We start from the raw sequence: 26,491 nt of genomic DNA on the forward strand, positions 1-26,491 counted from the left end.
GCCGCCGCCTTAAATCTCTGTCATGTTTCGCCAGCTACCTTGTGACACCAGATACCTTGCGATAGGTGTTGGCTTGTCAAGGAGGTGATCGGCATGCCCGAAACCATAGAAATCCAGCTGAAGAAGGGGGTGCTGACGCTGTGCGTCCTCGCATTGCTCGCCCGCAACGACAGCTACGCCTACGAGATCGCCAGCCGGCTGTCCGACGCCATCGACATGGGCGAGGGCACGATCTACCCGCTGATGCGCCGCATGCAGTCCGACGGTCTGGTCGAGACCTATCTGGTCGAGTCCAGCTCGGGTCCCTCTCGCAAATACTACCGCCTCAGCGAGGCCGGTCGCCAGGCGCTCGCCGCCCAGTCAGCCGAATGGACCCACTTCGCCCGCGCCGTCGACGCCATCGTGACGCCGACCGCCGAGGCCCAGACTCAAGCTCAGGGGGAGCCCGCATGACCCGCCAGGAATTCCTTCGTCGGCTGCGCGCCGGCCTCGTCGGCCTGCCGACGACGACCGCCGCCGAGATCGCGGCGGACTACGAGACCCACTTCGACGACGGCATCGCCGCCGGCCGGTCCGAGGCCGAGGTCGCGGCCGCGCTCGGCGATCCCGACCGCCTGGCCCGCGAGCTGCGCGCCGAGGCCGGGGCCCAGCGCTGGCATCAGGAGAAGAACCCGTCCGCCGCCGCCGCCGCCGTCTTCGCGGTGCTGGGGCTGGGGGCCATCGACATCCTGATCCTGCTGCCCATCCTGATGGGCGTGATCGGGACCATCTTCGGCTTCTTCATCGCCGCCATCGCCCTGTTCTTCTCGGGTGGTGCGGTCATGGTCGCCGGACCCTTCGCGGCGCCTCCGGGCGGGCCCTTGGCGGCTATCCTGTTCGGCCTGGGCCTCATGGCGGCGGCGACCGTGATCGGGGCTCTCCTGGCCATCGTCAGCATCTGGCTGGTCAACGGTCTCGTCTGGTTCGCCCGCCTGCACTACCGGCTGCTGAAGCCGGCGCTCGAAAACTCCAACAACAGCACGACCTCGGGAGCCGTCGCATGATCCGCACCCTCTTCATCATCGCAGGCGCCGCCCTGGTCCTGTCCATCGCCACCATCGGCGGGGCCGCCGCGCTCGGCAGCCGCGATCTCGCCGCCAACGGCTGGTCCTGGACGTTCACCGAGGACGAATGGGGCAACGGCCGCATCCAGCGCGCCGGCAAGGCCGAAGACCTGGGCCCCGACGTCACCCGCTCGGTCGCCTTCGAGGGCGGCGAGCGTCTGGAGCTCGACCTGTCGGCCGACGTGACCTACGTCCAGGGCGACGAAACCACCGTCGTCATCACCGGCCCGGAAACGGTCATCGAGCGCATCCGCGTCCAGGGCTCGCGCCTCTGGATGGAGGACGGTCCCGAGCGCGTCACCCTGCGCTGGAATGGCCACGGTCTGGACGGCTACTCGGATTCCGAGCGCATCCGGATCACCGTGACGGCGCCGTCGGTGACGACGTTCGACCTCGAAGGCTCCTCGGACCTGAAGATCCGCGACTACGACCAGGACGCCCTGTCCATCGACGTCTCGGGCTCGGGCGAGATCGAGGCCGACGGCCGGGCGCGGACGCTGGAACTGGACATCTCCGGCTCGGGCGAGGTCGACCTGTCCCGGCTGGAGCTGACCGACGCCAATGTGGCGATCGCCGGCTCGGGCGAGACGTCCCTGCGTCCCACGGGCCGCGCCGACATCACCATCTCGGGTTCTGGCGACGTGGAGCTGCTGCAGCGCCCGACGACGTTGAACCAGAACGTCAATGGCTCGGGCGACATCGACGTTCGGGGATAAGCCCGGCGCATATCGAAGGGAGGGTGAAGACAACCGCGCTTCCCCTCCCTATCTTTTTGCCATGACCGTCCACATCCCTCCGCCGCCGCTGCTCGAAACTTCGGGCGTCGACCCCGACGAAGCCCTCTCCATCCTCCAGACCGCGCTGTCCGGAGCCGACGACGGCGAGCTGTTCCTGGAACGCTCCGAACTAGAATCCCTCGTCTTCGACGACGGTCGGCTGAAGTCCGCCGCCTATGACGCCACCGAGGGTTTCGGCCTGCGCGTCGTCGCCGGGGAGACCGCCGGCTACGCCCACGCCAACGAGATCAGCGCCGCTGCGCTGCGCCGCGCCGCCGACGCCGCCGCTCTGGCCAAGACCGGCCATGCGGGAGTCACGGCGGAAGGGCCGCGCTCGACCAACCAACGGCTCTATGAGCCCGTCGATCCGCTGGCTTCGCCGGCGTTCTCGGACAAGATCGCCCTGCTGCAGGAGATCGACGCCTGGGCGCGGGCCCGCGATCCGCGCGTGGTGCAGGTGTCGGCGACCCTGGTCGGCGAGCGCCGCGCCGTCGAGATCCTGCGCGCCGACGCCCTGACCGTCCGCGATGTGCGCCCTCTGGTTCGCCTCAACATCTCCGTCACCGTCGAGAAGGACGGCCGCCGCGAGAGCGCCTCAACGGGCGCGGGCGGCCGCGCGGGCTTCGAGACCTGGATTCAGCCCGCCCGCTGGCAGGCCCAGGTGGACGAGGCGATCCGCCAGGCCGTGGTCAATCTCGACGCCGTCGACTGTCCCGCCGGAGAGATGGACGTGGTGCTGGCGGCCGGCTGGCCCGGCGTCCTCCTGCACGAGGCCATCGGCCACGGCTTCGAGGGCGACTTCCATCGCAAGGGCTCCTCGGTCTTCACCGGCATGATGGGCAAGCGCGTCGCCGCGCCCGGCGTCACCGTGGTCGACGACGGCTCCATCGCCGGGCGGCGCGGATCGCTGACGGTGGACGACGAGGGCACGCCCACCTCGCGCACCGTCCTGATCGAGGACGGCATCATGGTCGGCCTGATGCACGATCGCCTCAGCGCGCGCCAGATGGGCGTCTCGGCGACCGGCAACGGACGGCGCCAGTCCTTCGCGCACATGCCCATGCCGCGCATGACCAACACCTTCATGGAGAACGGCGACGCCTCGCGCGCCGACATGATCGCCTCGACCAAGCGGGGGCTCTATGCCGCCAACTTCGGCGGCGGCCAGGTCGACATCGCCAACGGCAAGTTCGTCTTCCAGTGCACCGAGGCCTATCTGATCGAGGACGGCAAGGTCACCGCGCCTGTGCGCGGCGCCACCCTGATCGGCGACGGGGCGACGGCGCTCACCAAGATCGAGATGGTCGGAAACGACTTCGAATTCGACCCCGGCGTCGGGGTCTGCGGCAAGGCCGGTCAGGGCGTGCCGGTCGGCATCGGCCAGCCGTCGCTGAAGATGGGCGGGCTGACGGTCGGCGGGACGGCGGTCTAGCGGATCACTCCGCCCGCCACTCCGGCCCGACGATGTCGAAGCCGTCGGCCTCCAGACCGTCGAGCACCCCGCCCGGCTCGGCGAGCAGCCGCAGCGGCGCGACTGCCAGGGTGACGCCGGGCGTCTCTACGGCCTGCGACAGGGCCGTCAGCCACTGGCCGCGGAGCTGGGGCCCGATCTCCGGATCGCCCCATGGCCAGCACTGGCCCAGCGCGATGTCGAGCGGATTGGCCAAGACCTCCGGCACCCGACGGGCGCGCCAGCCGTCCGCGCGCTCCGCAAAGTTGCCCGGCCCGGCCTCCGCGGCCGTCACGGCAGCGCCGATGCAGGGGCGATAGACCTCGGGCGGCTGGGTGATCAGGTTGTCGACGATCTCGTCGCCGCGGACGAAGCCGACAAACCGGCCCTCGATCCGCGCCCGGCGGGCGGCGTCACGGACGGCGTCCTCCGCGTCGCGGCCGCTGCGCCGCTCGAACCCGGCATGGTCGCTCATCAGGTCGATGCCCAGGAGGAAGAAGCTGCGGGTGCGCCAGTCGTCGCCCCGTTCATCGGCCATGACGGCTTCCAGCCGCGCCTGAACGGCGGGGTCGAGATAGTCCGCACTGGTCTTGCCCTCCGGCAGCTGCGTCACCGTCCGGCCTCGCCAGATCAGCCGGAAGATGTCGCTGACAGAGACGCGGCCAACCGGCGGGTAGAGCACGCGATCGGCCCGCGCCGTCGCCTCCTCGAGACCGGCCGGGCTCCATTCGAGGTCCCTCGGCACGCCCCGGATGTTGCCGACGAGGATCAGGGAGCGGTCGCCTTTCGACACCTCCCAGACCGGCACATCGCTGCGCCGGGCGATGACGATGATGTCCTCGACGCGGTCGGCCTCCAGCTCCTGCGCCATGACCGGCGTGGCGGCGAGAAGGGCAAGAGATGCGAGAAGGACACGCAGCATGGGACGCCTCGATCGGGGAACGGCCGAAAGTGTCAGGCTCCGTGTGGCCGAAGCGTGGCCTTATCCATCAGCGCGGCGCGCGACGGCCCAGCAGCACCGGCACCGTGATGGCCAGCAGCGCCAGATTGGTCAGCGCCAGACCGGCATCCAGCTGGATCGCGTGAATCGCCATCATCGCCGTCTCCAGCACGATTAGACCGGCGGCCGAGACGAGCAGCGGCCAGCGGCCGAGTTTCCACGACGCCAGCGGCGCGATCAGGCCGAGCGCCAGCACGATCTCGACGATGCCGAGGCCGCGCACCAGGCTTTCGCTGACGTAGGCGGGCCAGGTCATCAGGGCGACCAGATTGTCCATCGGCTCGCTGATCTTGGCGTAGCCAGCGGCGAGGAAGAACATCGCCGCCCAGCCCTGGAGGGTCCAGAGCGCGAGGTTGCGATACTCGGCGCGCAGACGCAGCTGGGCGGGGCTGAGCGCAGGACGGGACTGGGGCGACAGGGTGGTCGACATGGCAACGATCGTGAGTGCGGCCGGGGAGGGCCTTTGTTTTTGTAACAGTCGCTAGATCAGATCGAGCGACCGTCGTTTCAAGAGGTATGGCAGAGTTTCGCCACGATGTCATCAGCCGTAGACATCAATTGATGACATCAGTGGATGACTTCGTGTTTCGCGGCCGCGTCCGGCCGTCAGCGGCGCTCTGAAGCAGCTACGGGGCTGAAGCGTGGCGGTATGCATACGATCTCGTAATCCGGGCGTGTGGACGTCGATGGAGAGACGCGCGACGACCGAAGAAAACGACAGGTCAGGCGTGAGCCTGTCGCAAGACCTCTATCCGCGCCAGCTTGGCCTCAAACAGGCTCCAGTCGTCGTCCTTGTCGATCCCGGCCCAGATCGCCTCGACCTCGTCGATCAGGAGGTCCTCGGGCGAGCCCGAGAAGACGGGGTGTTCCAGCCGTTCGGGGCGGTCGGGTTCGTGCTCAAAAAGGGCGAAGCGGAAGGCGTCGAAGGCCTCCCCCTGATAGAGCTTGCCGCGCGGGCCGGCCAGCGCGCGGGCCGAAGAGGAGAAGCCCGTGAACCAGTCGTGGAACAGGGGCTCCCAGCCCAACGCCTCGCCGCCTTCGCGGAGCAGGGCCAGAGCGGTGTCGAGCAGGCGCTGGTCGGCGGCCTCGCCCAGGCTCTTCACACCCAGGCGGTCCAGGAAGGCGGCGCGCAGTTCGGCGATGTAGGCGGGGCCGAAGCCGTTCAGCGCCTGGGTCAAAGGTTCGGCGTCGGCCACCAGCTTCAGGCAGCCGGCCAGCTGGGTCAGGTTCCAGAACACGGCCTCGGGCTGGCGGGCGAACGCGTAGAGGCCGGAGTGGTCGAAATAGGCGGCCGTGAAACCGGGGTCGTAGAACGGCAGAAAGCGCCAGGGGCCGTAGTCGAAGCTCTCGCCCGTGACGTTCAGATTGTCGGTGTTCAGCACCCCGTGGACGAAGCCCGCCGCGATCCAGCGGGCGGTCAGGCGGGCCGATGCCGCGACGATGGCCCAGAGCAGGCCCGGCGCGTCTCCGGCGGCCACGGTCGGGTGGTAGAGGGCGCGGACATGCTCGACCAGGGTCTCGATCTGGTCGGCGCGGCCGAAGAAGGCGGCGCGCTGGAAGGTGCCGAAGCGGATGTGGCTGTGCTGGAGCCGGACCAGGACGGCGGAGCGCGTCGGGCTGGGCTCGTCGCCGCGCTCCAGCGCCTCGCCGGTCTCGATCAGGGTGAGGGCGCGACTGGTCGGGACGCCGCGCGCCTCGAGCAGGGCCGCGGCCAACACTTCGCGTACCCCGCCCTTGAGCGTCAGCCGGCCGTCGCCCGCGCGCGACCAGGGCGTCTGGCCAGAACCCTTCGTGCCTAGATCCAGCAGCCGTCCCGAGGCGTCTCGCATCTGCGCCGCAAGGAACCCCCGCCCGTCGCCGAGGTCGGGATTGTAGGTCCGGAACTGGTGGCCGTGATAGCGCATGGCGATCGGGCCGGGCTGGCAGGGCAGGGGCTCGAAGCGGCCGAAATGGGCGATCCATTCGTCGCCGTTCAGGTCGGCGAGGCCTACGTCGGCGGCGGCGCGATCGTTGCGGAACCGCAGTCGGTGCTCCGGGAAGACGGCGGACCGGACCGCGTCGCCGAACTCGGGGCCCAGGTCAAAGAAGGCAGGCTCTGGGTGGTAGGCGGCGCTGACGGGCATCCGCGGCAGATGCGGGCTCGGGCCGGAATAAGCAACCGCAACGGCGGCCGACGGTTGAACCGCCGACCTGAATGGCTATTGTCACAGGCAGAGATCAGGCAGGGCCAAGCCCTGTCAGGCCGGCGCCACGTACAGTCTGGCGAACCCGGTCCCGGTGCCCGTCGATAACCGGGTGCCACGACGTAGACCCCCACCGACAAGGAGGCCCGCCGTGGCGCGCAGACTGACGCTCGATTTTCTCAAGACCGAAGCCGCCTCGGGCGCCTTTCTGGGCCTGGCGGCGATCGCCGCCCTTGTGGTGGCCAACTCGCCGCTGTCAGACGCCTATTTCTACTGGCTGAAGAACGAGCACCTGTTTCAGGCCGGGCCGCTCAGTCTGACCCTGTCGGTCTCGGAGTGGATCAAGGAAGGCCTGATGGCCATCTTCTTCCTCGTCGTCGGCCTGGAGATCAAATACGAGATCCGGCGCGGGGAGCTGAGCGACCCGAAGAAGCTGGCCACGCCGGTGATCGCGGCATTGGGCGGCATGCTGGCTCCGGCGGGGGTCTATCTTCTGTTCAGCGAGACGATGGGCGGGCCCCAGGCGGGGTGGCCGATCCCGCTGGCCACCGATATCGCCTTCGCGCTGGCCGTCTTCGCCCTGGTGGGGCGGGGCCTGCCGTCGTCGCTGCGAGTCTTCCTGCTGACGCTGGCCATCGTCGACGATCTGGGGGCGATCGCCCTGATCGCGGTCCTGTTCAGCTCTGGCGTGGACTGGCAGCCGCTGGCCTGGGCCGGGGGGCTGCTGGCGGTCCTCGCTGTCGCGTCGCGTCGGCGGATCGCCGCGCCGCTGTGGGTCATGGCCTTCGCGGTGGTCTGGTGGCTGAGCGTCCAGGCGGGGCTGTCGACCTCACTGGCTGCCGTGGCGTTCGCGGCAGTCGTGCCGGTATCGCCCCGCGCCGACGACGGAGAGAGCCCGCTCAAGGAGGCCATGCACGACCTGCACCCCTATGTGGCCTATCTGATCCTGCCGCTGTTTGCCTTCGCCAAGGCGGGCGTGTCGTTCGCGGGACTGTCGATGGACCAGCTGTTTGCGCCGCTGGTGCTCGGCATCGCGGCGGGATTGTTCCTGGGCAAGCAGATCGGCGTCTTCGGCGCGGCCTGGCTGACATCGCGGCTTCGCTTGGGTGCCAAGCCGAGCCAGGCGACCTGGCTTCAGGTCTATGGCGTCAGCCTGCTGTGCGGCGTGGGGTTCACAATGAGCCTGTTCATCGGCGCGCTCGCCTTCCCCGGTCCTATCGACTCCCCGGCCCAGGTGGAGGTCAAGCTAGGCGTCATCCTGGGCTCTGTGCTGTCGGCGACGCTCGGGGCTGTTGTCCTGTCGATCGCGGCGGGCCGCAGACGGGCCAGCAAGGCGGTCCCGAGCGCGAATACTGTCGCCTGACCGGCGAATATTGACCTTGCGTCAATGGTCTTTGTCGCTTTTGCGTCACACAAGGTGCCGTGGCGGGGCTGAAACATGGCGTGAACGGCAGCGGCTTCTTGTCGCCCGCCCCGGCTTGGACTACGCCAATCCTTCGAGAATCCGTCGCTCCGCAAGAAGGGCGCGGGTCTGGGAATCAGGAAACGCCGCGACCCGCCCCGGAAGGGCAGGTCCGGCCATGAGCCGGGAGCCGTCCATGCGTCTTGTCAATCTTCTTCGCACCACCGCTTCGGCCGGTGCGGTCGCCGCCGTCGCCTTCGGCTTCGGTGGGGCCGCCCAGGCCCAGGACGGCGATCAGGCCGCCACCGTCGACGACATCATCGTCACCGCCCAGAAGCGCGAGCAGAGCCTTCAGGACGTGCCGATCGTGGTCACCAGCCTGTCGTCCGAGGCGCTGGAAGACGCCGGCGTGCGCGACATCAAGGACCTGCAGATCCTGACGCCCGGCCTGACCGTCACCTCGACCTCGACCGAAGCCTCGACCACCGCCCGCATTCGCGGCGTCGGCACCGTCGGCGACAACCCCGGCCTGGAGAGCTCGGTGGGCGTGGTGATCGACGGCGTCTATCGCTCGCGCAACTCGGTCGGCTTCGGCGACCTGGGCGAACTGGAACGCATCGAGGTCTTGAAGGGCCCGCAGGGCACCCTGTTCGGCAAGAACACCTCGGCCGGCGTCATCAACATTCTGACCGCCCGCCCGGAGTTCGAGCCCGAGTTCAACGGCGAGGTCACGCTCGGCAACTACACCCACTACGGCGTGGCCGCCTCTGTCACCGGGCCGATCAGCGACACCCTGGCCTTCCGCCTGTACGGCGCGACCCGAGGCCGCGAAGGCTTCTATGACGTCGACACCGGCGACGGCCCGCGCACCGAGACCGACGACAACAACCAGAACTTCTACACCGTGCGCGGCCAGCTGCTGTGGCTGCCGTCGGACAACGCCTCGTTCCGGTTCATTGCAGACTATTCGCAGCGCGACGAATACTGCTGCACGGGCGTGAACGTGCGCGTCGGCTCGACCTATCCCTTCGTCGACCTGTTGTCGAACGGCACGGGCCAGCGTCCGCCCGCGGCGGGCTTCGGCGAGCTGCCCTTCTCGCGGACGGCCTTCGCCAACCGCTCGACCGACCAGTCGATCACCGACATGGGCCTGTCGCTGGAAGGCAACATCGACCTGTCGGCCTTCGGCGGCTCGACCCTGACCACCATCACCTCGTGGCGCGACTGGGAGACCGTCAACGGCCAGGACGCCGACTTCTCGGGCGCCGACGTGGCCTATCGTCTGCCGGACGGCGATTTCGGCTCGGCCATCGACAGCATCACCCAGGAAGTGCGTCTGGCCGGGGCTACGGATCGCCTTGACTGGCTGGTCGGCGTGTTCGCTACGCGCGAGAACGTCGACCGCAACGACAGCTTCTACCTCGGTGCCGACTATGCCCCGCTGCTGTCGCTGGCCCTGACCGCCAGCCTGAATGCATCTGTTCCGTCCTTCCAGATCAGCCCGACCAGCATCGGCTGCTTCACACGCACGGCCCAAACGGCGGCGGGCCTGCAGCAGTGCCTGGCCAGCGGCGGCACCGGCAACCTGCCGGTCGGCCCCGGCGGCGCGCTGGTCAACGTGCCGACCGCCGTGGGCAGCGGACCAGCCTTCACCGTCGGCCAGTCGCTGGAAGACCGCTACTCACAGCGGTCGGACTCCTTCGCCATCTTCACCAACAACACCTTCAGCGTCACCGATCAGTTCGACATCACCGTGGGCCTGCGCTGGACTTGGGACGAGAAGGAACTGACCGGCACCCAGCAGAACGTCGGCACGTCCTCGGCGACCTGCGGGGCGGGCCTGGCCAATTTCCCCGCAATCACGGCGGGCCTGGGCGGCGGCGCCTCGGGCCAGGCAGCGGCCGGCGGCATCGTCGCCCGTCTATGCCTGCCTTGGACCAACCCCTTCTTCGCCAACCGCGCGGTGTCGGAAACCGTCGACGACACCAACTTCTCGGGCACGGTCAAGGCGTCCTACCGCCTGAACGACTCGGTGCTGGTCTATGGTTCCTATGCCCGGGGCTACAAGGCTTTCGGGTTCAACCAGGACCGCGTCCAGGGCACGGTTCCGCCGACGCCGAACGCCTCGCTGTTCTTCCCGTCGGAGGAGGTCGACAGCTATGAGCTCGGCATCAAGACCACGCTGTTCAACCGCACCATGCTGCTGAACGCGACCTACTTCGACCAGACCTTCACCGACTTCCAGCTCAACACCTTCCTCGGCACGGCCTTCGTGGTCGAATCGATCCCTGAGCTGACGTCGCGCGGCGTCGATGCCGACTTCCTGTGGTTCACCCCGATCGAGGGGCTGAGCCTCTCGGGCGGCATCACCTACACCGACGCCCAGTACAGCCGCTTTACGGCCGCCCAGTTGGTCAACCCCGGAAGCTTCCCGCAGCTGTCGCTGCTGCCGGGTGCGCGCCCCTCGTTCGCGCCGGAATGGTCCTATGTCGGGTCGATCAACTTCGACCGTCCGATCGGCAACGGCCTGGAGCTCGGCTTCAGTCTGTCGGGCAAGTACCAGACCGAGTACAACACCGGCTCCGACCTGCTGCCCTTCAAGGCCCAGGACGGCTTCGGCGTGCTGAACGGCCGCGTATCGATCGGCGCCGAGGATGACCGCTGGACCCTGGAAGCCTGGGCCCAGAACCTGACGGACGAGGAATACGTCCAGGTCGCCTACAACGCCTTCCTGCAGGGCAACGCCTTCCCCAACACCACGACCCCGCAGGCCAACGGCACCTTCTACAACCCGGCGACCGACAGCCAGACGATCAACGCCTTCCTGGGCGCCCCGCGCACCTACGGCCTGACGCTGCGCGTCCGCTACTAGGACCAGGCCGCCGTCGAAACGAGGAACCGGCCGGGGGCGACCCCGGCCGGTTTTCGTTTGGCGGCTCGATTGACACAGGGGTCGAAGCACCCGCCCTTGCGAGCATCAGTAAGCGTATCGGAGGGCGCATGGCCCGACTTCATCGCGTGCTCTATGCGAGCACCGCCACGGGCACGACCGACAGCCTTCTCGGCGTGGCCACCATCCTGGGCGAATCCCAGCGCAACAACGCCCAGCGCGACCTGACCGGCGCTCTGGCGGCGCACCGCGGGCGCTTCATCCAGGTTATCGAAGGCCCCAAGGACGCGATCGACGGACTGCTGGAGCGTCTGGAGCGCGATCCCCGCCATCGGGACATCCGGGTGCTGGAAAGGGCGTCGGTCGAGCGCCGCAGCTTCGAAGACTGGTCGATGGCCAGCGCCAAGGTCACGCCGGCCGTCGCGCCGCTGCTGGACCGGGTGATCGATGGGCTGGACGCCTGCCCCCAGGAGACCATCGAGGCGCTTCGGGCCGCGGCCGCCTGAGCCGTCTCGCGCATGCCCGGTCCGGGTGTTAGGAGCGGGCGAACGAAAGGCCCGACCATGCACCTCGCCCGCTTTCCCCGCGTCCGCCTCGCGCACCTGCCGACGCCGCTGGAGCCCTTGCCCCGGCTATCGGAGACGCTGGGGGTCGATCTCTGGATCAAGCGCGACGACTGCACGGGCCTGGCGGGCGGGGGCAACAAGACGCGCAAGCTTGAGTTCCTGCTGGGCGAGGCCTTCGAACAGGACGCCGACACCCTGGTGACCCAGGGCGCGGTCCAGTCCAATCACGTCCGCCAGACTGCGGCGGCCGCCTCCGCTCGTGGCCTGAAGTGCGAGGTGATCCTGGAGGAGCGCACGGGGTCCAGGGCCGTCGACTACACCCGAAACGGCAACGTCCTGCTGGACCGGCTGTTCGGGGCGGGCGTGCGTTCCGTTCCGGGCGGTTCGGACATGCCTGCGGAGCTGGAAAAGACAGCGGCCGAGGTGCGGGCCCGCGGCGGACGGCCTTATGTCATCCCGGGCGGCGGCTCCAACCCGGTCGGCGCTCTGGGCTATGTCGACTGCGCGCGCGAGATCGTAGTGCAGGCCGACGAGCTGGATCTGAAGGTCGACCGGATCGTCACGGCGACGGGCAGCGCGGGCACCCACGCGGGGCTGGTCGCCGGGCTGGCGGTGATGGGGGCGGACATTCCGGTGCTCGGCATCGGCGTGCGGGCGCCCAAGGAGAAGCAGGAGGCCAACGTCCTGAAGCTGGCCGAGGAAACGGCGGCGCTGCTCGGCCGGCCGGGCTGCGTGACGGCGGACATGGTGGTCGCCGACTGCGACTATGTGGGGGCGGGCTATGGCCTGATCGACCAGGGGGTGGCCGACGCCCTGATGTTGGCGGCGCGGACGGACGGCATCGTGCTGGACCCCGTCTATTCTGCCAAGGCGATGAAAGGCCTGATCGCGCTCGCCAAGACTGGGCGGTTTGAGGGCGAGCGGGTTGTGTTCCTGCACACCGGCGGGGCGCAGGGCATCTTCGGCTATCAGGGCGAACTGGAGCCGATGTTCGCATGACGAAGGTGCTGGGCGTGCTCGGCGGCATGGGGCCGGCGGCGACGGTGGCGTTCCTGGCGCGGGTGCAAACCCTGACCCCGGCTCAGGGCGACGCCGACCACATCCGGGTGGTCATGGACATGAACCCCCAGGTCCCGGACCGGAACACCCGGCCGGGCGAGGCCGAAGCCGAACTGGCGGCCATGGCGACGCGGTTGAAGGCGGCGGGGGCCGAAGTCCTGGCCATGCCGTGCAACACCGCTCACGCCCAGAAGGCGGGGATTATGGCCGCGGGCCTGCCTTTCATTGACATGATCGCCGAGACGGTGGCCGCGGCGAAGGCCCATGACGCCGGGGCCATCGGCATCCTGGCCACGCCGGGTGGGGAGGCGCTCTATCGCGCCGCGCTCGGAGCGGAAGGCTTGCGGGCGGTCGTGCTCGGCGGCGAGGACCGCGACGCCTTCATGGCCTGCATCTATGCGGTGAAGCGGGGCGACGTCCGGCCAGAAAGACGGGCGGAAATGCGGCGGCTGGCCGAAACGCTGAACGCAGCGGGCGCGGATGCGGTCATTGCGGGGTGTACGGAGGTTCCCCTGCTGCTCGACGCGTCCGATGTCCCTGTTCCCCTTGTCGATTCCGCCGAGGTTCTGGCGCGGGCCTGCGTCGAGGTCTGCCGGGCCTGACGTGACAGACCGTTCCTGTCCGGAACAGCTGTGTTCGAACGGTCTTGTGCTCGCCGTCAAACGGTAAAGCGGCCGACACGTCCCCCTCAAGAACTCGCGATACCGGTGTCCTCCTGAACCCTGGGGGAGGCTGCCATGACCGAACTGAAACGCGCCGGAACGCACGACGACGGCGACGTCTGCGTCAACTTCTCGTCCAATCCGCACATCGACGACATCATCTCGGCGCGCAACTCGCGGCGTCAGGTGCTGGGCGGCATGGTCGCGGTGGCCGGCCTGTTCGGTCTGTCGGCCTGTGACAGCGACGATGGTGGCCAGACGCAGTCGAACGCCTCGGTTTCGGCGGGTGCCGCGGCTACGACGAGCACCGGCAAGAACGTGACCCTGATGGGCACGGCGACCAACGCCACGGGCGTGCTGTGGACACAGGTCTCGGGGCCGACCGTGGTCCTGACCAACGCCAACTCCAACAACGCCAGCTTCATCGCCCCGGCCGTGTCGGCTCCGACCCAGCTGGTCTTCGCATTCAATGCTCCGGGTTCGAACAACACGGTCGCCACCGCCAACACGACGGTGACAGTCAATCCGGCGACGCTCGGCTTCGCGGCCCTGCCTAAACTGTTGAACGATGTGGTGACCGTGCCGGAAGGCTATTCGATCAGCGTCCTCTATGCCCTGGGCGATCCGATCGCCCCGGGCGTGCCGGCCTTTGGCAATCAGGGCAATGACACCAACTTCGCTCAGCGCGCCGGCGACCACCACGACGGCATGTATTATTTCGGCCTGAACGCCGCCGGCACGGGCCGCGACGACACGTCGAACACGCGCGGCATCCTCTGCATCAACCACGAGAACGTCACCGAGCAGTATCTGCACGCGGGCGGGACCCTGACCGTCGTCAACGGCGCCCGCACCGTCCAGGCCGAGGTCGATCGCGAGATCGAGGCCCACGGCGTGGGCATCATCGAGGTGGCGCGGGCCTCGACCGGGACATGGGCCTACAACCAGGCCTCGACCTTCAACCGCCGCATCACGCCCAACACGCCGATGCAGTTGAACGGCCCCGTGCGGGGCGACGCCAAGGTCCGCACCCTGTTCTCTCCCACCGGCGTCGCCGGCCGCGGCACGGTCAACAACTGCGCCAACGGCTATGCAGCCTGGGGCACCTACCTGACGTGCGAGGAGAACTGGGCCGGGTATTTCAACCGGGCGGCGGGCGATAACGCCTTGCGTCCGGCCAAGGAAGGCCAGGCGTTCGCCCGCTACGGCGTGGCCGGCGGGCCGGTCGCCGGATTGAACTGGGGCACCTTCGTTTCGTCCGATCCGGCCGAGACCAAGTACCGCAAGTGGAACGCCTCGGTCCTGGCGGGTGACGCTACGGGCGATTTCCGCAATGAACCCAACCAGTACGGCTGGATCGTCGAGATCGACCCCTATGACCCCGCCTCGACGCCGCGCAAGCGCACGGCGCTCGGCCGCATGGCGCACGAAGGCGCCTGGCCGGCGAACTTCGTCGCCGGTCGTCCGCCGGTCTATTACATGGGCGACGACTCGCGCGGCGAGTACTTCTTCAAGTTCGTCTCGGCGACCAACTGGGATCCGGCGGATGCTCAGCGCGCGGATCGCCTCGCTGTCGGCGACAAGTATCTGGACAACGGCACCCTCTATGTCGCGCGCTTCGATGCGACGGGCCAGGGCGCGTGGCTGCCGCTGGTGTTCGGCCAGAACGGTCTGAATGCGTCAAACGCCCTCTACAGCTTCGACAACCAGGCCGACGTCCTGATCCACGCCCGTCTGGCGGCCGACGCGGTCGGCGGCACCAAGATGGACCGTCCGGAGTGGGCGGGCGTCAACCCGGTCAACGGCGAGGTCTATCTGACCCTGACCAACGGCAACGCCACGTCGCGGCCTCTGAACGGCACCGACGCGGCCAACCCGCGCCACTACAACGACCCCCGCACGACGGGCGCGGCCCAACGCGGCAACCCGAACGGCCACATCATCCGTCTGCGCGAGACAGGCGATAACGCCACGGCCCTGACCTTCCAGTGGGACATCTATCTGTTCGGCGCCGGGTCGGACCTGGACCCGGCCAATATCAACCTGTCGGGGCTGGACGCGACCAACGACTTCGCCAGCCCGGACGGTCTGTGGTTCTCTCGCCCGTCCAACCCGTCGGGCCAGATCAACCCGCTGCTGTGGATCCAGACCGATGACGGGTCGTTCACGGACCAGACCAACAACCAGATGCTGCTGGCCCTGCCGGGCCGTGTTGGCGACGGCGGCGCGCGCGCCATCACCAACACCGACGCGAGCGGCGCGACCCGCCAGCAGGCGACCATCGTCGGCCGAGCGCCCGGCCTGAACCTGAAGCGCTTCCTGGTCGGTCCCCGGAACGCCGAGATCACCGGCATCGACTCCACCCCGGATGGCCGCACGATCTTCGTCAACATCCAGCACCCCGGCGAGGGCGGCCCCACGGCGAACCCCTCGTCGAACTGGCCGACCAGCCAGTCGGGTCCGGGCAACAACGCCCGTCCGCGTTCGGCGACCATCGTGATCACCAAGAACGACGGCGGCGTGGTCGGTCTCTAAGACGACCCCAGACGATTTGAAGGGGAGGGGCGCGTCGGCCACGGCGCGCCCTTTCTCTTGCCCCGCCTGCGCGACCCCGCCATTCAGGGTCCGTGCAAAGACAAAGCCTCATCATCGATTGCGACCCGGGCGTGGATGACGCCGTGGGACTGCTCCTCGCCTTCGCCTCGCCGGAACTGGACTTGCTGGCGGTGACCACGGTGGCGGGCAATGTCTCGCTGGAGCGCACGACCCGCAACGCCCGCATCCTGCGCCAGATCGCAGGGCGGGAGGACGTGCCTGTCTTCGCCGGGGCGGAGCGGCCGTTGCGGCGCGATCCTGCCGACGCTGGAGACTTTCACGGGGCCGAGGGACTGGGCGGGCTGGAGACGTTCGAGCCGGATGCACCCGCCGCGCCCGAAGTGGCGGCTCACGCGATCGTCGAGGCGGTGATGTCGCGCCCGGCCGGGTCGGTCGCGCTGGCCGTCATGGGCCCGATGACCAATCTGGCGCTGGCGCTGCGGGCCGAGCCTGCCTTGGCCGAACGGCTGGGGCCGGTCGTAATCATGGGCGGGGCGCGGTCTGAGGGCGGCAACATCACGGCCTCGGCGGAATACAACATCTGGGCCGATCCGGACGCGGCGGCCCAGGTGTTCGCCAGCGACTGCCGCATCACCGTGCTGGGTCTGGACGCGACCCATCAGGTTCGGGCGACGGCGGATCGGATCGCGGCCATCCAGGCCTTGCCCGGCTTCTGCGCGCGGACGGCGGCGGCGCTGCTGCGGTTCTCGCAGGACGTCGAGCGCCGGATCGTCGGCTGGGACTGGGCGCCGCTGCACGACCCCTGCACCATCGCCTGGCTGCTGAAACCCGAACTGTTCCGGGCCGTGCCGTGCCGGATCGAGGTCGAGACCGAAAGCGATCTGACCCGCGGCCATACCGCGGTGGAGTTGCGGGTCGATGCGGCCAGCGCCCGGCATCACTGGGTGGCCGAGGCCGATGCCCAAGGGGTTTTCGACCTGATTGCCGAGCGGTTGGAGCGGTTGCCATGACGCGGCTGACGGTCATCGGCTCGATCAACCTGGACCTCGTTGCCACGGCGCCGCGTCTGCCCCTCGCGGGCGAGACCGTGACGGGGGCCGCGCTCGCGCGTCATCCCGGCGGCAAGGGCGCCAATCAGGCGCTGGCGGCAGCGCGGCTGGGGGGCGAGGTCGCCCTGATCGGGCAGATCGGCGATGATGCGATGGCGGACGAGGCTCTGGCTCTGCTGAGGGCCGGCGGCGTCGATTTGTCGGGCGTCGCGGTCGATCCGACCGCTCCGACAGGCGTGGCGCTGATTGCGGTCGATCCGTCGGGCGAGAACCAGATTGTGGTGGCGGCCGGGGCGAACCACGGCATGACGCTCGACCAGCTTCCGGCAAGGGTCGAGGGACCGCTGATCGTTCAGCTCGAGCTGCCGATCCCCACGGTCGAGGCGGCGGTGGGTCGGGCTGCGGGCTTCGTCTGCGCCAACCTGGCCCCCGCCCAGCCGGTGTCGGAGGCCCTGGTGCGGCGCGCGGACCTGATCGTGGTCAATGAGGGCGAGGCCGCATTCTACGGCGATGCCCTGCACGCGGGCGGCGGCCGGGTCGTGGTGACCCAAGGCGCGCGGGGCGCGGAAATGTATCAGCGCGGCCTCAGGCTGGCAGCGGCGACGCCGCCCGCCGTGACGGCCATCGATGCCACCGGGGCCGGCGACGCCTTCGTCGGGGCAATCACGGTGGCGCTGATCGAAGGCATGGACGCTGAGGCGGCGCTCTCGTTCGCCTGCGCCGCCGGAGCCCTGGCGGCCACGCGGGCGGGGGCGCAGCCGTCGCTGCCGGGCCGCGATGATGTCGAGCGCATCCTGGCGGCAGGCGAGCCAAGGCTTGGCGAACACGGTTGACGCGGCCTAGGGTCGGAGGCCGTCGGGGGGACGGTGCCATCTTGAGAGCGCCATGCGCCGTCGTACCCGTCTCGTCGTACCTGCCTTGGCCTTGGCCGTGCTTACGCTGATGAGCGCGTGCCAGCCCGGCGCTCCTGAAGAGGAGGCTTCGGCCGCAGGCGATGGCCTGGTGTTCGATGACGCGGTTCCGGCGGACTACGACTGGGCCTTCACCGTGCACGGGGGTTCGGGCGACCTGCAGTTCGGCGACGGGGACTGGGCCGAGGGCGAGCACCTGTTCGCCCTGTCCTGCCTGCCGCGCTCGCGTCAGCTCGAGATGACCTGGCCGGGAGGGGGCGAGGCCGTGCTGACCGCAGGCACGGCCACCGGGACCTTCGAGCATGCCAGCCGGGCGCCGACGGAGCACCCTGTCTTCGCCGCCCTGAAGACCTCGGGCGTGATCGCAGTCGGAAGAGGCGGCAGCGATTTGCGCCTCGCAGCCGAGCGTGAAGGGCGCGCCGCCCTGGCCGACTTCTTCGCCTACTGCGATGACGGCCGCGAACCCCGGCCGCCGGAGCCCGTCCGCGAGCCTCCCACCGAGCCGGAGGAGGCGAACACGTCGGCAGCCGAAACCTCCTCGGAGGCCCAGCCGGAGCCCGAGTCCACCGCGCCGCCCGCCGCCCAGCCGCAGGCCGAAGCCGCCAAGGACGATGCCGCCCCTGTCGCCGCGGATCCCGCCTAGACGGTCACGATCAGCCGGACGACGGGCCTGGTTTGGGCGATCCTCAAGAGCCGCTGAGCGGTCTCAGCCCGGCGCGCCGAGATAGTCGCGCTTGCCCAGAGGAACCCCGGCCTGACGTAGCAGGGCATAGGCCGTGGTCAGGTGGAAGTAGACGTTGGGCAGGGCGAAGCCGGTGACATAGGGCCGACCCTCGAACGCCATCTGGCCGCCGGGGAAGGTCAGGATCACCTCGCGCGCTTCCTGGCCGTCGATGGCGTCGCGAGGGACCGAACCGATGTAGGCCAGGGTCTCGGCGATGCGGCCCTTCAGATCGGCGATGCTGACTTCGCTGTCGTCGTGCACCGGGGCGGCGACGCCAGACAGGCGTGAGACGCACAGCTTGGCGCCGTCGCAGGCGATCTGCACCTGCTTGCGCAGCGGGTGCATGTCCGGCGCGAGGCGGTTGTCCAGCCAGGCCTCGGCGTCCTGACCGGTCGCGGCGGCATGGGCGACGGCCTTGTCGAGGACGCCGTCGAGAGCGCGCAGGCCCCGGGTCAAGGCGGGCACGCTGAGATCGTAGAGTTCGGTGGCCATTGGGGTCTCCTTCTGGCGTCACCTTAGCCGGGCGGGGCCGCGAGGGAAGCGGTCGTCAGAAGGTGACGACCAGCCGCACGACCTCACCGGCATGCAGCCGGTCGAAGCCCGTGTTGATGTCGTCCAGCGCGATCGTGCCACTCATCAGCCGGTCGACCGGCAGGCGGCCCTGGCGATACAGGGCGACGTAGCGGGGAATGTCGCGGCTGGGCACGCAGGTGCCGATGTAGGAGCCCTTCAGCGTCCGCTCCTCGCCGACCAGGGAGACCACGTTGACCGGGAGCGCCGCGTCCGGTGGCGGCAGGCCGGCGGTGACGGTCAGGCCGCCGCGCCGGGTCATCTTCCAGGCGGCTTCCAAGGCACGCACTGACCCGGCCATTTCGATCGCGACATCGACCCCGCCGTTCGTCAGGGCGCGGACCTGATCGACCGCGTCCGGATCGGCGGCGTTGACGGTGTGGACGGGGCCGAGCGTGCGGGCGAGCGCCAGCTTGTCCTCCGACAGATCGACGGCGACCACGGGCGAGGCTCCGCAGGCCAGAGCGCCGAGCACGCTGGCGAGGCCGACGCCCCCGAGACCCACCACGACCACGCTCTGGCCCGCGCGGACCCCGGCCGTGTTCACGACGGCGCCCACGCCGGTCAGCACCGCGCACCCGAACAGGGCGGCCTCCTCGAAGCTCAGAGCCGGGTCGATCTTTACGAGGGACCGGCGCGACACCACCGCCCGCTCGGCGAAGGCGGAGCAGCCGAGGTGGTGGTTCAGGGGCTCGCCCTCGCGGAAGATGCGGCGGCGGCCGGACAAGAGCTCGCCCCGGCCGTTGGCCGCCGCGCCGGGTTCGCACAGCGCCGGTCGGCCCTCGGCACAGGGCGCGCAATGACCGCACGACGGCATGAAGACCATGGCGACATGATCCCCGACGGCGAGGTCGTTGACGCCGTCTCCCAGCGCCTCGACGACGCCCGCCGCCTCATGGCCCAGCGCCATCGGCAGGGGGCGGGGCCGGTCGCCGTTGATGACGCTGAGGTCGGAGTGGCACAGGCCCGCGGCCTTGATGGCGACCAGCACTTCGCCGAGGCCGGGCGGGTCCAGGGTGACGGTCTCGAGGCTCAGCGGGCGGCTGTCGGCATAGGGCCGGGCGGCTCCGGACTGGCGCAAAACGGCGGCGCGGGCGGTGATCGGCGACATGGCGGGCCTCTGTTTGCGCACTAACGCGCAGCGCGCGGCGCTTCGCGGCTTGAGCGCGGATGCTCGCTTGATTGGATAGGCGCTTGACGTCGCGGAGGCCAAGCCCGAGCGTCGGGTCAGGCGCGCATCAGACTCGCCGAGGAAACCCACGAAGCCGCGCTCAAGCTGCTAGGGACCGCGTCCCGAGCGTTAGCGCCCAAGAAGGACCGTCATGGCCGGAACCATCGAACGCACGCACCGCAACGACTACCGCCGCTTCCAGGCCATCTCGACGCGCTGGATGGACAATGATGTCTACGGCCACGTGAACAACGTGGTCTATTATTCCTTCTTCGACACGGCGGTGAACCGGCTGCTGGTCGTGTCGGGGCAGCTGGACATCCACCACGGCAAGGTCATCGGCCTGGTCGCCGAGACGGGGTGCCGATACTTTTCGCCGACGGCATTCCCTGACGAGATCGAGGCGGGCGTGCGTGTGGCGCACGTCGGCACGTCGTCGGTCCGATACGAGATCGGCCTGTTCAAGAAAAACGAGGATGAGGCGGCAGCGGTGGGCTTCTTCGTCCACGTCTATGTGGATCGGGAGACAAACCGGCCGGTGCCCTTGTCGGACGGGATGCGGGGCTTCCTGGCCAGCCTGGCGACCTAATGACCTTTTCCCTCCCCCTTGGGGGGAGGGCAGGTCGCGAAGCGACCGGGTGGGGCGGCAAGGCTGAACACACGCGATGGCAGAGATTGGGTCGCCGGGCCGCCCCCACCCGGTCTCCGCTCCGCTTCGACCCCCCTCCCCGTGCCGTGGAGGGACAAAGACCGTCAATCGTCCATATAGCCCAGCAGTGCCAATGCGCCGACGCCCGTCAGGACGCCCAGCGCGAAGGCGGCGACGATGGAGCCGGTAGCGACGGCGGTGGAGACCGTGACGGGCCGGGCCTCGTACCATTCGACGATGTCGGCCTCGCCCTCGTCGGCGGCGTCTTCGTAGGTGTCGGCGGTGCTCATCGCGGGGCTCCTGTCGGGGTCTGAGTTTCAACCCGCGTCAAGCGCGGCGGTTCCGGCGGCTCCGTCGTGACAGGGCAGCGACCATCGGCTAGATGCGGCCGATCCCGACTGATCGCGCTCAAGCAGCGAGCGACCGCGTCGCGAGCGTTAGCGCCCTTACGAGACAAACATGGCCGGCCATTCCAAGTTCAAGAACATCATGCACAAGAAGGGCCGCGCCGACGCGGCCCGGTCCAAGCTGTTCTCCAAGCTGTCGCGCGACATCACCGTGGCGGCCAAGTCCGGCCTGCCCGACCCGGCCATGAACCCGCGCCTGCGCCTGGCGGTGAACAATGCCAAGGCCGAGAGCCTGCCCAAGGACGTGATCCAGCGCGCCATCAACAAGGCCTCGTCCGGCGACGTCGATACGATGGAGGAGATCCGCTACGAGGGGCGCGGCCCCGGCGGCGTCGGCATCATCGTCGAGGCCCTGACCGACAACCGGAACCGGGCGGGATCGAACGTGCGCGCCGCCTTCACCAAGAACGGCGGCGCCCTGGGCGAGATGAACTCGGTGGCCTTCATGTGGGACCGTGTCGGCCGCATCATCTATCCGGCCGAGGCGGGCACCGAGGACGCCGTCATGGAGGCCGCCATCGAAGCCGGCGCCCAGGACGTCGAGAGCGACCTGGTCAAGCCGGACATCTACGAGGACGCGCCGGGCCACACCATCTGGACCGCCTTCGAGGACCTGAACGAGGTGGCCGAGGCCATGTCCAAGGTCCTGGGCGATCCCAAGTCCACCGCCATCGTCTGGAAGCCCCAGTCGACCGTGCCGGTCACCGGCGAGACGGTGGGCACCCTGATGAAGCTGCTGGACGCGCTGGACGCCGAGGACGACGTGCAGAACGTCTATTCCAACGAGGACATCTCCGACGAGGACCTGGCAAAGTACGCGGGGTAGGGGATGGATCAGCCGGACGCCGGAGCCAAGCCAGAGACGGCGCGTCGGGCATCGCGTGGGGGTCTGTTTGTCACCGTCGCGGCCTGGGCGATCGCACTCCTTCTGATCGGCGGGCTGTCCTGGGCGGTCGCGCAACGGCTGGGAGAAGCGGGTGCCGCCCTCAAGGACGCCATCCAGCGATCGCGAACCCAGACCTCGGTCGTCTATGAGGCGAACGTCATCGCCCCGCCCGTCACGGCCGACGCGGCCATACCCGACAGCGGGGCCTTCGAGGACAATGAGGGGCGCACGGTGGTCCCGCCGCGGTGGATCGAAGTTCCCAGCCCGGACTATCCCGTCTCGCGCGACGGCGAGATGGTTCCCGGCACGGTGGTCCTGAGTTGTCGTGTGACGACGACGGGCCTGCTGGAAACCTGTCAGGTGGCGAGTGAAGACCCGATAGGTCGAGGCTTTCGCGAGGCGGCGCTGGAGGCCGTAGCGCGAGCCCGGTTGTCGCCTCGGACGGTCGACGGGGTCGCCGAGGCCGGACAGGTTCGCTTCGCCATGCGCTTCACCCCCGAGCCGCGCCTGGCGGGCTGATTGCGACGGTCATTGTTCGCTAACCCTGTTTGCGGCATGACTGGAACGGATGGCGAACGCAGCGACTCGAATTCTCGGTCTCGATCCCGGCCTCAGACGCACCGGCTGGGGCGTGGTGGTCAACGAGGGGTCGCGGCTGGCCTGGGTCGCGCACGGGGTGGTGACGCCACCCAACACCCTGTCCCTGTCCGAGCGGCTGCTGTGGCTGCTGGACAAGGTCGGGGAGGTCTGCGCCGCCCATGCCTGTGACGAGGCGGCCATCGAGGAGGTGTTCGTCAACGTCAACCCGGCCTCGACGCTGAAGCTGGGCCAGGCGCGGGCGGCGGTGATGCTGGCCCCCGCGCGAGCGGGGCTGTCGGTTGCGGAGTATTCGCCCAACCTGATCAAGAAGGCCGTGGTCGGGGCCGGCCACGCCGACAAGACCCAGATCGCCTTCATGGTGAAGCGGCTCCTGCCCACCTGCGGCGAGGTGAAAGCCGACGCCGCCGACGCCCTGGCCGTGGCCATCACCCATGCGCAGTTACGCAAGCGCGCCCTGCTGGCGGTGGCGTCGTGATCGGCCGTCTGCGCGGCGTGCTGGCCGAGGTCGAGGAGGGCCATTGCCTGATCGACTGCGCGGGCGTGGGCTATGTCGTCAGCTGCGGCGCGCGGACTTTGCAGCGCTTGCCGGCGCCCGGCGACGAGGCGACGCTGCATGTCGAACAGAGCTGGTCGGCCGAGAACGGCCCCCGGCTGTATGGCTTCCTGACGCGGGATGAGCGGAGGGCGTTCACGACGCTGCTGGGCATCCAGGGCGTGGGGCCCAAGGCGGCCCTGTCGGTGCTGGACGTGCTGCCGCCGGGCGAGCTGGCCTCGGCCGTGGCGAGGGAGGACAAGGCGGCCGTCGGGCGGGCGAACGGCGTGGGGCCGAAGCTCGCCTTGCGCATCGTGACGGAGCTGAAGGGCAAGCCGCTGGGGGATGTGTCGTTCACCCCGTCCGCGCCAGGCGTGCACGTCGAGGCCACAGCGCCCGCGCCGAGCGTCACGGGCGAGGCGGTGTCGGCCCTGCTGGGTCTCGGCGTGGCCGAGGTCAACGCGCGCCGGGCGGTGGATCAGGCGCTGATCCGGCTGGGTGAGGACGCCGATCTGTCGGCCGTGATCCGCGCCGCATTGCAGGAGCTGGGGCGATGAGGGCGCTGCGGTTTCCTTCTCCCCTTGCGGGAGAAGGTGGCAGCCGAAGGCTGACGGATGAGGGGTACGAGGATGCGGACAAGTCGTTTGGTCTTGCCCCCAGCCTGAGAACCGAGTTTCACCCCTCATCCGGCCCTGCGGGCCACCTTCTCCCGCAAGGGGAGAAGGGAGGTTTTGCATGACGGATGATCGCCTGATTTCTCCACAGCCCGCCGACGGTGAGGCCTACGACCGGGCGCTCCGGCCCCAGACCCTGTCGGACTTCGTCGGCCAGGAGCAGGCCAAGGGCAATCTGAAGGTCTTCATCGAGGCGGCGCGCGGGCGCGGCGAGGCGATGGACCACGTCTTGCTGTTCGGCCCGCCGGGGCTCGGCAAGACCACGCTGGCCCAGATCGTATCGCGCGAACTCGGGGTGGGTTTCCGGGCGACGTCGGGTCCGATCCTGGCCAAGGCCGGCGACCTCGCGGCCATCCTGACCAATCTGGAACCGCGCGACGTCCTGTTCATCGACGAGATCCACCGGCTGGCCCCGACGGTCGAGGAGATCCTCTATCCGGCAATGGAGGACCATGTGCTGGACCTCATCATCGGTGAGGGGCCCTCGGCGCGGTCGGTGCGGATCGATCTCGCGCCCTTCACGCTCGTGGGGGCGACGACGCGGGCGGGCTTGCTCGCTACGCCGCTGAGGGACCGGTTCGGCATTCCGCTGAGGCTGGAGTTCTACACGCCCGACGAACTGGTCCGCGTCATCACCGGGGCGGCGCGCAAGATGGGCGCGCCGATCGACGACGACGGCGCGCGCGAGATCGCCAGCCGGTCGCGAGGCACCCCGCGTGTGGCCGGGCGTCTGCTCCGCCGCGTGCGCGATTTCGCCGGGGCCGAAGGCGCGCCGGTGATCGACAAACTCGTCGCCGCCCGCGCGCTGAGCCGGCTGGAGATCGACGAGGCGGGTCTGGACGCCAACGACCGCCGCTTCCTCAAGGCCCTGATCGAGAACTATGGCGGCGGCCCCGTCGGCATGGACACCCTCGCCGCCGCCATCGCCGAGGCCCGCGACGCCGTCGAGGACGTGATCGAGCCCTACCTGCTGCAGCAGGGCTTCATCCAGCGCACGCCGCGCGGGCGCATGGCCTGCGCGCGGGCCTATGCGCATCTGGGGCTGGCGGAGCCGCCGAAGCCCACGAGCCCGCAGGCGGGGTTGTTCGATCCGTCCTAGGGCGCCGGCGTGGGAACGAAGCGGAAGTTCAGGGCCTGTATGGTCGCGGGCTCGGTCGGGGCCATCAACACCCGGCCGTTGACCCGGCCGTTGTCGCAGGACCAGTCGAAGAAGCCCGCGAGCGCGCCATTGGGTGCGATGGCGCTGGAGGTGTCGCAGGCGCCGGTGTCGGCCTTCAGCGCGCCGAGCACCGTGCGCCAGTTCTCGACCGAGCGGTCCATCAGGAAGTTCATCGCGAGACGCTCTTGGGCGACCGCCACGTCGCCTGCCGCGAAGATCGCCTGCGTCGCCGCATAGCCTGCTGCCAGGTCGTCGCTGAGCGGGATCGTGCGGACCGGCGCGACGCCCGCGCGCACCAGCAGGGCGGCGGCCTCCATAAGGGGGGCGGACGGACCGGCGTAGGTGCGGTTGGAGAAGGCGAACAGGCCCAAGCCCCGATCCGGCAGGACCATCATGTAGGAGCCATAGCCGGGATAGCCCCCGCCGTGGGCCAGATAGGTTCCGATCTCGCAGTCCGTGGCGACCTGCAGCCCCATGTCGTAGGCGCCGGCGCCCGGGCAAGGCTGGCCGTCCGGGCCGGTGCGCAGGCGCGGCGAGACGAAGTTCGATCCGCTGGCCATCTCGCGCACGGTCGAGCGGCGGACCGGGCCGGTCTCGGGCCCGTCCCGCGCCGGCCAGGCCGAGGCGAGGAAGGCGACCCACTTCGCATAGTCCGGCGCGTTCGTCTGGACCCCGCCCATGGCCCCAAAGGCGCCGTCGCGCATGTCCGGCTCGGGCGCCCAGGCCTCGTTCTCCCAGCGGTAGCCGAGCGCGCGCTGGTCCAGATCGGAGGCGAAGACGTCGTAACCGGTCGACGTCATGCCGAGCGGGCGCATGATCTCCTCGGTGATGTAGGTCTGGTAGGGGCGGCCGGACACGTTGCTGATAATCCGGCCAAGCAGGGCGTAGCCGTAGTTGGAGTATTCGAAGGCCGTCACGGGTGCCCGGGTGAAGGGCGGGCCGTCCTCGAGCAGGGCAGTGAACTCGGCCTCGGTCAGCACCTGCTGGCGGTCGCCCCACGGGTCGTCCGTGACCAGGCCGCCCACGTGGTTCAGCAGGTCGCGGACCCGGATGCGTGGGGAATCCGTCGTGGGATAGATCCAGTCCGCCACCTCCGGCACATAGGTCTCGGCCGGGGCGTCCAGCGACAACCGGCCCTCGTCGCGCAGCTTCAGGATCGCCAGGGCCGTGAAGGCCTTGGACATGGAAGCGATGCGGAAAAGGGTGTCGGTCTCGACCGGGGCGGGGTCTTCCAGCCGACGCTGGCCCGCCATGCGCAGGTGGATGATCGCCCCGTCCTTGACCACGCCGTAGATCAGGCCGGGTGCGTGCGCCTGGGCCTGCCAGCGGTCGAAGCCCGCGTCGATCAGAGGGATGGCCTCGGCGAGGCTGGTCGGGCGGAGCGCGGGCGCGGCGGCGGGCGGCGTCTGCGGCGCCTGGGCCAGGGCGGGAGCTCCGGCCGCGAGCGCGAGGACGAGGGCGGCGGAGAGCAGGCGGCGGTTCATGGCGTTTCCCTCTGAGCGGCCCACGGCT

Annotated in this window: 26 protein-coding genes; 19 read left to right on the plus strand and 7 right to left on the minus strand. The window is 69.4% G+C overall.

Annotated features, from left to right (window positions below):
* Positions 1-93 precede the first annotated feature (93 nt).
* From Q333_RS0112210 to tldD, 4 genes are all read left to right on the plus strand, one after another.
* Positions 94-453, plus strand: coding sequence for a PadR family transcriptional regulator (locus Q333_RS0112210; RefSeq protein ID WP_029417309.1), 360 nt, complete (start codon positions 94-96; stop codon positions 451-453).
* Complete coding sequence (locus Q333_RS0112215; protein ID WP_029417311.1) at positions 450-1,043, plus strand: DUF1700 domain-containing protein; 594 nt, start codon at positions 450-452, stop codon at positions 1,041-1,043. The genes Q333_RS0112210 and Q333_RS0112215 overlap by 4 nt, the downstream gene beginning before the upstream one ends.
* Positions 1,040-1,819, plus strand: coding sequence for a GIN domain-containing protein (locus tag Q333_RS0112220; RefSeq protein WP_029417312.1), 780 nt, complete (start codon positions 1,040-1,042; stop codon positions 1,817-1,819). Before Q333_RS0112215 ends, Q333_RS0112220 begins: the two co-directional genes overlap by 4 nt.
* Before the next feature lie 61 nt (positions 1,820-1,880).
* Positions 1,881-3,311, plus strand: coding sequence for a metalloprotease TldD (gene tldD / locus Q333_RS0112225; protein ID WP_029417313.1), 1,431 nt, complete (start codon positions 1,881-1,883; stop codon positions 3,309-3,311).
* Positions 3,312-3,315: 4 nt separating this feature from the next.
* On the opposite strand, the gene Q333_RS0112230 is transcribed toward tldD, so the two are convergent.
* The 3 genes from Q333_RS0112230 to Q333_RS0112240 all read right to left on the minus strand — a co-directional run bounded on the left by Q333_RS0112230 (position 3,316) and on the right by Q333_RS0112240 (position 6,452).
* Positions 3,316-4,251: a TraB/GumN family protein gene (locus tag Q333_RS0112230; RefSeq protein ID WP_029417314.1), complete on the minus strand. Its 936-nt coding sequence runs from the start codon at positions 4,249-4,251 to the stop codon at positions 3,316-3,318.
* A gap of 67 nt (positions 4,252-4,318) precedes the next feature.
* The gene (locus Q333_RS0112235) at positions 4,319-4,759 is read right to left on the minus strand and encodes a DoxX family protein (protein ID WP_029417315.1); all 441 of its coding nucleotides are present in this window, start codon (positions 4,757-4,759) and stop codon (positions 4,319-4,321) included.
* Positions 4,760-5,051: 292 nt separating this feature from the next.
* Positions 5,052-6,452 (minus strand): protein adenylyltransferase SelO, encoded by a 1,401-nt coding sequence (locus Q333_RS0112240; protein WP_029417316.1) that lies wholly within the window; start codon positions 6,450-6,452, stop codon positions 5,052-5,054.
* A gap of 211 nt (positions 6,453-6,663) precedes the next feature.
* On the opposite strand from Q333_RS0112240, the gene nhaA reads away from it, so the two are divergent.
* The 9 genes from nhaA (at position 6,664) to Q333_RS0112285 (ending at position 18,250) form a co-directional block, all read left to right on the plus strand.
* On the plus strand, positions 6,664-7,875 hold the full coding sequence (gene nhaA / locus Q333_RS0112245) for a Na+/H+ antiporter NhaA (RefSeq protein ID WP_035294313.1): 1,212 nt from the start codon (positions 6,664-6,666) through the stop codon (positions 7,873-7,875).
* A gap of 235 nt (positions 7,876-8,110) precedes the next feature.
* Positions 8,111-10,786 (plus strand): TonB-dependent receptor, encoded by a 2,676-nt coding sequence (locus tag Q333_RS0112250; protein ID WP_029417320.1) that lies wholly within the window; start codon positions 8,111-8,113, stop codon positions 10,784-10,786.
* Positions 10,787-10,914: 128 nt separating this feature from the next.
* The gene (locus Q333_RS0112255; protein WP_035294315.1) at positions 10,915-11,310 is read left to right on the plus strand and encodes a BLUF domain-containing protein; all 396 of its coding nucleotides are present in this window, start codon (positions 10,915-10,917) and stop codon (positions 11,308-11,310) included.
* A 57-nt stretch (positions 11,311-11,367) separates the two neighbouring features.
* Positions 11,368-12,369 carry a D-cysteate sulfo-lyase gene (locus tag Q333_RS0112260; protein WP_029417324.1) on the plus strand — a complete coding sequence of 334 codons (1,002 nt, stop codon included), beginning with the start codon at positions 11,368-11,370 and terminating at the stop codon, positions 12,367-12,369.
* A complete protein-coding gene (locus tag Q333_RS0112265; RefSeq protein WP_029417326.1) occupies positions 12,366-13,031 on the plus strand; it encodes a cysteate racemase in 666 nt (221 codons plus the stop codon). Before Q333_RS0112260 ends, Q333_RS0112265 begins: the two co-directional genes overlap by 4 nt.
* Before the next feature lie 135 nt (positions 13,032-13,166).
* Positions 13,167-15,626 (plus strand): PhoX family protein, encoded by a 2,460-nt coding sequence (locus Q333_RS0112270; protein WP_029417327.1) that lies wholly within the window; start codon positions 13,167-13,169, stop codon positions 15,624-15,626.
* Positions 15,627-15,718: 92 nt separating this feature from the next.
* Positions 15,719-16,657, plus strand: a complete 939-nt coding sequence (locus Q333_RS0112275; RefSeq protein ID WP_029417329.1) for a nucleoside hydrolase — start codon at positions 15,719-15,721, stop codon at positions 16,655-16,657.
* Complete coding sequence (locus Q333_RS0112280; protein WP_029417330.1) at positions 16,654-17,529, plus strand: ribokinase; 876 nt, start codon at positions 16,654-16,656, stop codon at positions 17,527-17,529. The genes Q333_RS0112275 and Q333_RS0112280 overlap by 4 nt, the downstream gene beginning before the upstream one ends.
* Before the next feature lie 52 nt (positions 17,530-17,581).
* Positions 17,582-18,250 (plus strand): hypothetical protein, encoded by a 669-nt coding sequence (locus tag Q333_RS0112285; protein WP_029417331.1) that lies wholly within the window; start codon positions 17,582-17,584, stop codon positions 18,248-18,250.
* Positions 18,251-18,313: 63 nt separating this feature from the next.
* On the opposite strand, the gene Q333_RS0112290 is transcribed toward Q333_RS0112285, so the two are convergent.
* Entirely contained in the window at positions 18,314-18,823 is a 510-nt protein-coding gene (locus tag Q333_RS0112290) for a DUF1993 domain-containing protein (protein ID WP_029417333.1), read from the minus strand.
* 55 nt (positions 18,824-18,878) lie between these two features.
* Positions 18,879-20,012, minus strand: coding sequence for a zinc-dependent alcohol dehydrogenase family protein (locus tag Q333_RS0112295; protein ID WP_029417334.1), 1,134 nt, complete (start codon positions 20,010-20,012; stop codon positions 18,879-18,881).
* A gap of 211 nt (positions 20,013-20,223) precedes the next feature.
* On the opposite strand from Q333_RS0112295, the gene Q333_RS0112300 reads away from it, so the two are divergent.
* Positions 20,224-20,661: an acyl-CoA thioesterase gene (locus Q333_RS0112300; protein WP_029417335.1), complete on the plus strand. Its 438-nt coding sequence runs from the start codon at positions 20,224-20,226 to the stop codon at positions 20,659-20,661.
* 164 nt (positions 20,662-20,825) lie between these two features.
* Here Q333_RS0112300 and Q333_RS0112305 read toward each other — a convergent pair whose 3' ends face one another.
* Positions 20,826-21,011 carry a hypothetical protein gene (locus Q333_RS0112305; RefSeq protein WP_029417336.1) on the minus strand — a complete coding sequence of 62 codons (186 nt, stop codon included), beginning with the start codon at positions 21,009-21,011 and terminating at the stop codon, positions 20,826-20,828.
* A 169-nt stretch (positions 21,012-21,180) separates the two neighbouring features.
* Here Q333_RS0112305 and Q333_RS0112310 point away from each other — a divergent pair, with 169 nt between their 5' ends.
* The 5 genes from Q333_RS0112310 (at position 21,181) to ruvB (ending at position 24,919) form a co-directional block, all read left to right on the plus strand.
* Positions 21,181-21,954 (plus strand): YebC/PmpR family DNA-binding transcriptional regulator, encoded by a 774-nt coding sequence (locus Q333_RS0112310; protein WP_029417337.1) that lies wholly within the window; start codon positions 21,181-21,183, stop codon positions 21,952-21,954.
* A 3-nt stretch (positions 21,955-21,957) separates the two neighbouring features.
* On the plus strand, positions 21,958-22,533 hold the full coding sequence (locus Q333_RS17065) for a TonB family protein (RefSeq protein ID WP_029417338.1): 576 nt from the start codon (positions 21,958-21,960) through the stop codon (positions 22,531-22,533).
* A gap of 49 nt (positions 22,534-22,582) precedes the next feature.
* Entirely contained in the window at positions 22,583-23,089 is a 507-nt protein-coding gene (gene ruvC / locus Q333_RS0112320; RefSeq protein ID WP_029417339.1) for a crossover junction endodeoxyribonuclease RuvC, read from the plus strand.
* Positions 23,086-23,703, plus strand: coding sequence for a Holliday junction branch migration protein RuvA (gene ruvA / locus Q333_RS0112325; RefSeq protein WP_029417340.1), 618 nt, complete (start codon positions 23,086-23,088; stop codon positions 23,701-23,703). The genes ruvC and ruvA overlap by 4 nt, the downstream gene beginning before the upstream one ends.
* A 178-nt stretch (positions 23,704-23,881) precedes the next feature.
* Positions 23,882-24,919: a Holliday junction branch migration DNA helicase RuvB gene (ruvB, locus tag Q333_RS0112330; protein WP_029417341.1), complete on the plus strand. Its 1,038-nt coding sequence runs from the start codon at positions 23,882-23,884 to the stop codon at positions 24,917-24,919.
* Here the strand turns inward: ruvB and Q333_RS0112335 are convergent.
* The gene (locus Q333_RS0112335) at positions 24,916-26,463 is read right to left on the minus strand and encodes a serine hydrolase domain-containing protein (RefSeq protein WP_051651294.1); all 1,548 of its coding nucleotides are present in this window, start codon (positions 26,461-26,463) and stop codon (positions 24,916-24,918) included. The two genes, ruvB and Q333_RS0112335, sit on opposite strands and share 4 nt — an antisense overlap.
* Positions 26,464-26,491: the final 28 nt, after the last annotated feature.

This window comes from Brevundimonas bacteroides DSM 4726 (assembly GCF_000701445.1).
GTDB classification, from domain to species: domain Bacteria; phylum Pseudomonadota; class Alphaproteobacteria; order Caulobacterales; family Caulobacteraceae; genus Brevundimonas; species Brevundimonas bacteroides.

Coding starts and splice junctions, on each gene's coding strand:
- Q333_RS0112210 (WP_029417309.1), top strand. CDS start 94: ATGCCCGAAACCATAGAAATCCAGCTGAAGAAGGGGGTGCTGACGCTG.
- Q333_RS0112215 (WP_029417311.1), top strand. CDS start 450: ATGACCCGCCAGGAATTCCTTCGTCGGCTGCGCGCCGGCCTCGTCGGC.
- Q333_RS0112220 (WP_029417312.1), top strand. CDS start 1,040: ATGATCCGCACCCTCTTCATCATCGCAGGCGCCGCCCTGGTCCTGTCC.
- tldD (WP_029417313.1), top strand. CDS start 1,881: ATGACCGTCCACATCCCTCCGCCGCCGCTGCTCGAAACTTCGGGCGTC.
- Q333_RS0112230 (WP_029417314.1), bottom strand. CDS start 4,251: ATGCTGCGTGTCCTTCTCGCATCTCTTGCCCTTCTCGCCGCCACGCCG.
- Q333_RS0112235 (WP_029417315.1), bottom strand. CDS start 4,759: ATGTCGACCACCCTGTCGCCCCAGTCCCGTCCTGCGCTCAGCCCCGCC.
- Q333_RS0112240 (WP_029417316.1), bottom strand. CDS start 6,452: ATGCCCGTCAGCGCCGCCTACCACCCAGAGCCTGCCTTCTTTGACCTG.
- Q333_RS0112250 (WP_029417320.1), top strand. CDS start 8,111: ATGCGTCTTGTCAATCTTCTTCGCACCACCGCTTCGGCCGGTGCGGTC.
- Q333_RS0112255 (WP_035294315.1), top strand. CDS start 10,915: ATGGCCCGACTTCATCGCGTGCTCTATGCGAGCACCGCCACGGGCACG.
- Q333_RS0112260 (WP_029417324.1), top strand. CDS start 11,368: ATGCACCTCGCCCGCTTTCCCCGCGTCCGCCTCGCGCACCTGCCGACG.
- Q333_RS0112265 (WP_029417326.1), top strand. CDS start 12,366: ATGACGAAGGTGCTGGGCGTGCTCGGCGGCATGGGGCCGGCGGCGACG.
- Q333_RS0112270 (WP_029417327.1), top strand. CDS start 13,167: ATGACCGAACTGAAACGCGCCGGAACGCACGACGACGGCGACGTCTGC.
- Q333_RS0112280 (WP_029417330.1), top strand. CDS start 16,654: ATGACGCGGCTGACGGTCATCGGCTCGATCAACCTGGACCTCGTTGCC.
- Q333_RS0112285 (WP_029417331.1), top strand. CDS start 17,582: ATGCGCCGTCGTACCCGTCTCGTCGTACCTGCCTTGGCCTTGGCCGTG.
- Q333_RS0112290 (WP_029417333.1), bottom strand. CDS start 18,823: ATGGCCACCGAACTCTACGATCTCAGCGTGCCCGCCTTGACCCGGGGC.
- Q333_RS0112295 (WP_029417334.1), bottom strand. CDS start 20,012: ATGTCGCCGATCACCGCCCGCGCCGCCGTTTTGCGCCAGTCCGGAGCC.
- Q333_RS0112300 (WP_029417335.1), top strand. CDS start 20,224: ATGGCCGGAACCATCGAACGCACGCACCGCAACGACTACCGCCGCTTC.
- Q333_RS0112305 (WP_029417336.1), bottom strand. CDS start 21,011: ATGAGCACCGCCGACACCTACGAAGACGCCGCCGACGAGGGCGAGGCC.
- Q333_RS0112310 (WP_029417337.1), top strand. CDS start 21,181: ATGGCCGGCCATTCCAAGTTCAAGAACATCATGCACAAGAAGGGCCGC.
- Q333_RS17065 (WP_029417338.1), top strand. CDS start 21,958: ATGGATCAGCCGGACGCCGGAGCCAAGCCAGAGACGGCGCGTCGGGCA.
- ruvC (WP_029417339.1), top strand. CDS start 22,583: ATGGCGAACGCAGCGACTCGAATTCTCGGTCTCGATCCCGGCCTCAGA.
- ruvB (WP_029417341.1), top strand. CDS start 23,882: ATGACGGATGATCGCCTGATTTCTCCACAGCCCGCCGACGGTGAGGCC.
- Q333_RS0112335 (WP_051651294.1), bottom strand. CDS start 26,463: ATGAACCGCCGCCTGCTCTCCGCCGCCCTCGTCCTCGCGCTCGCGGCC.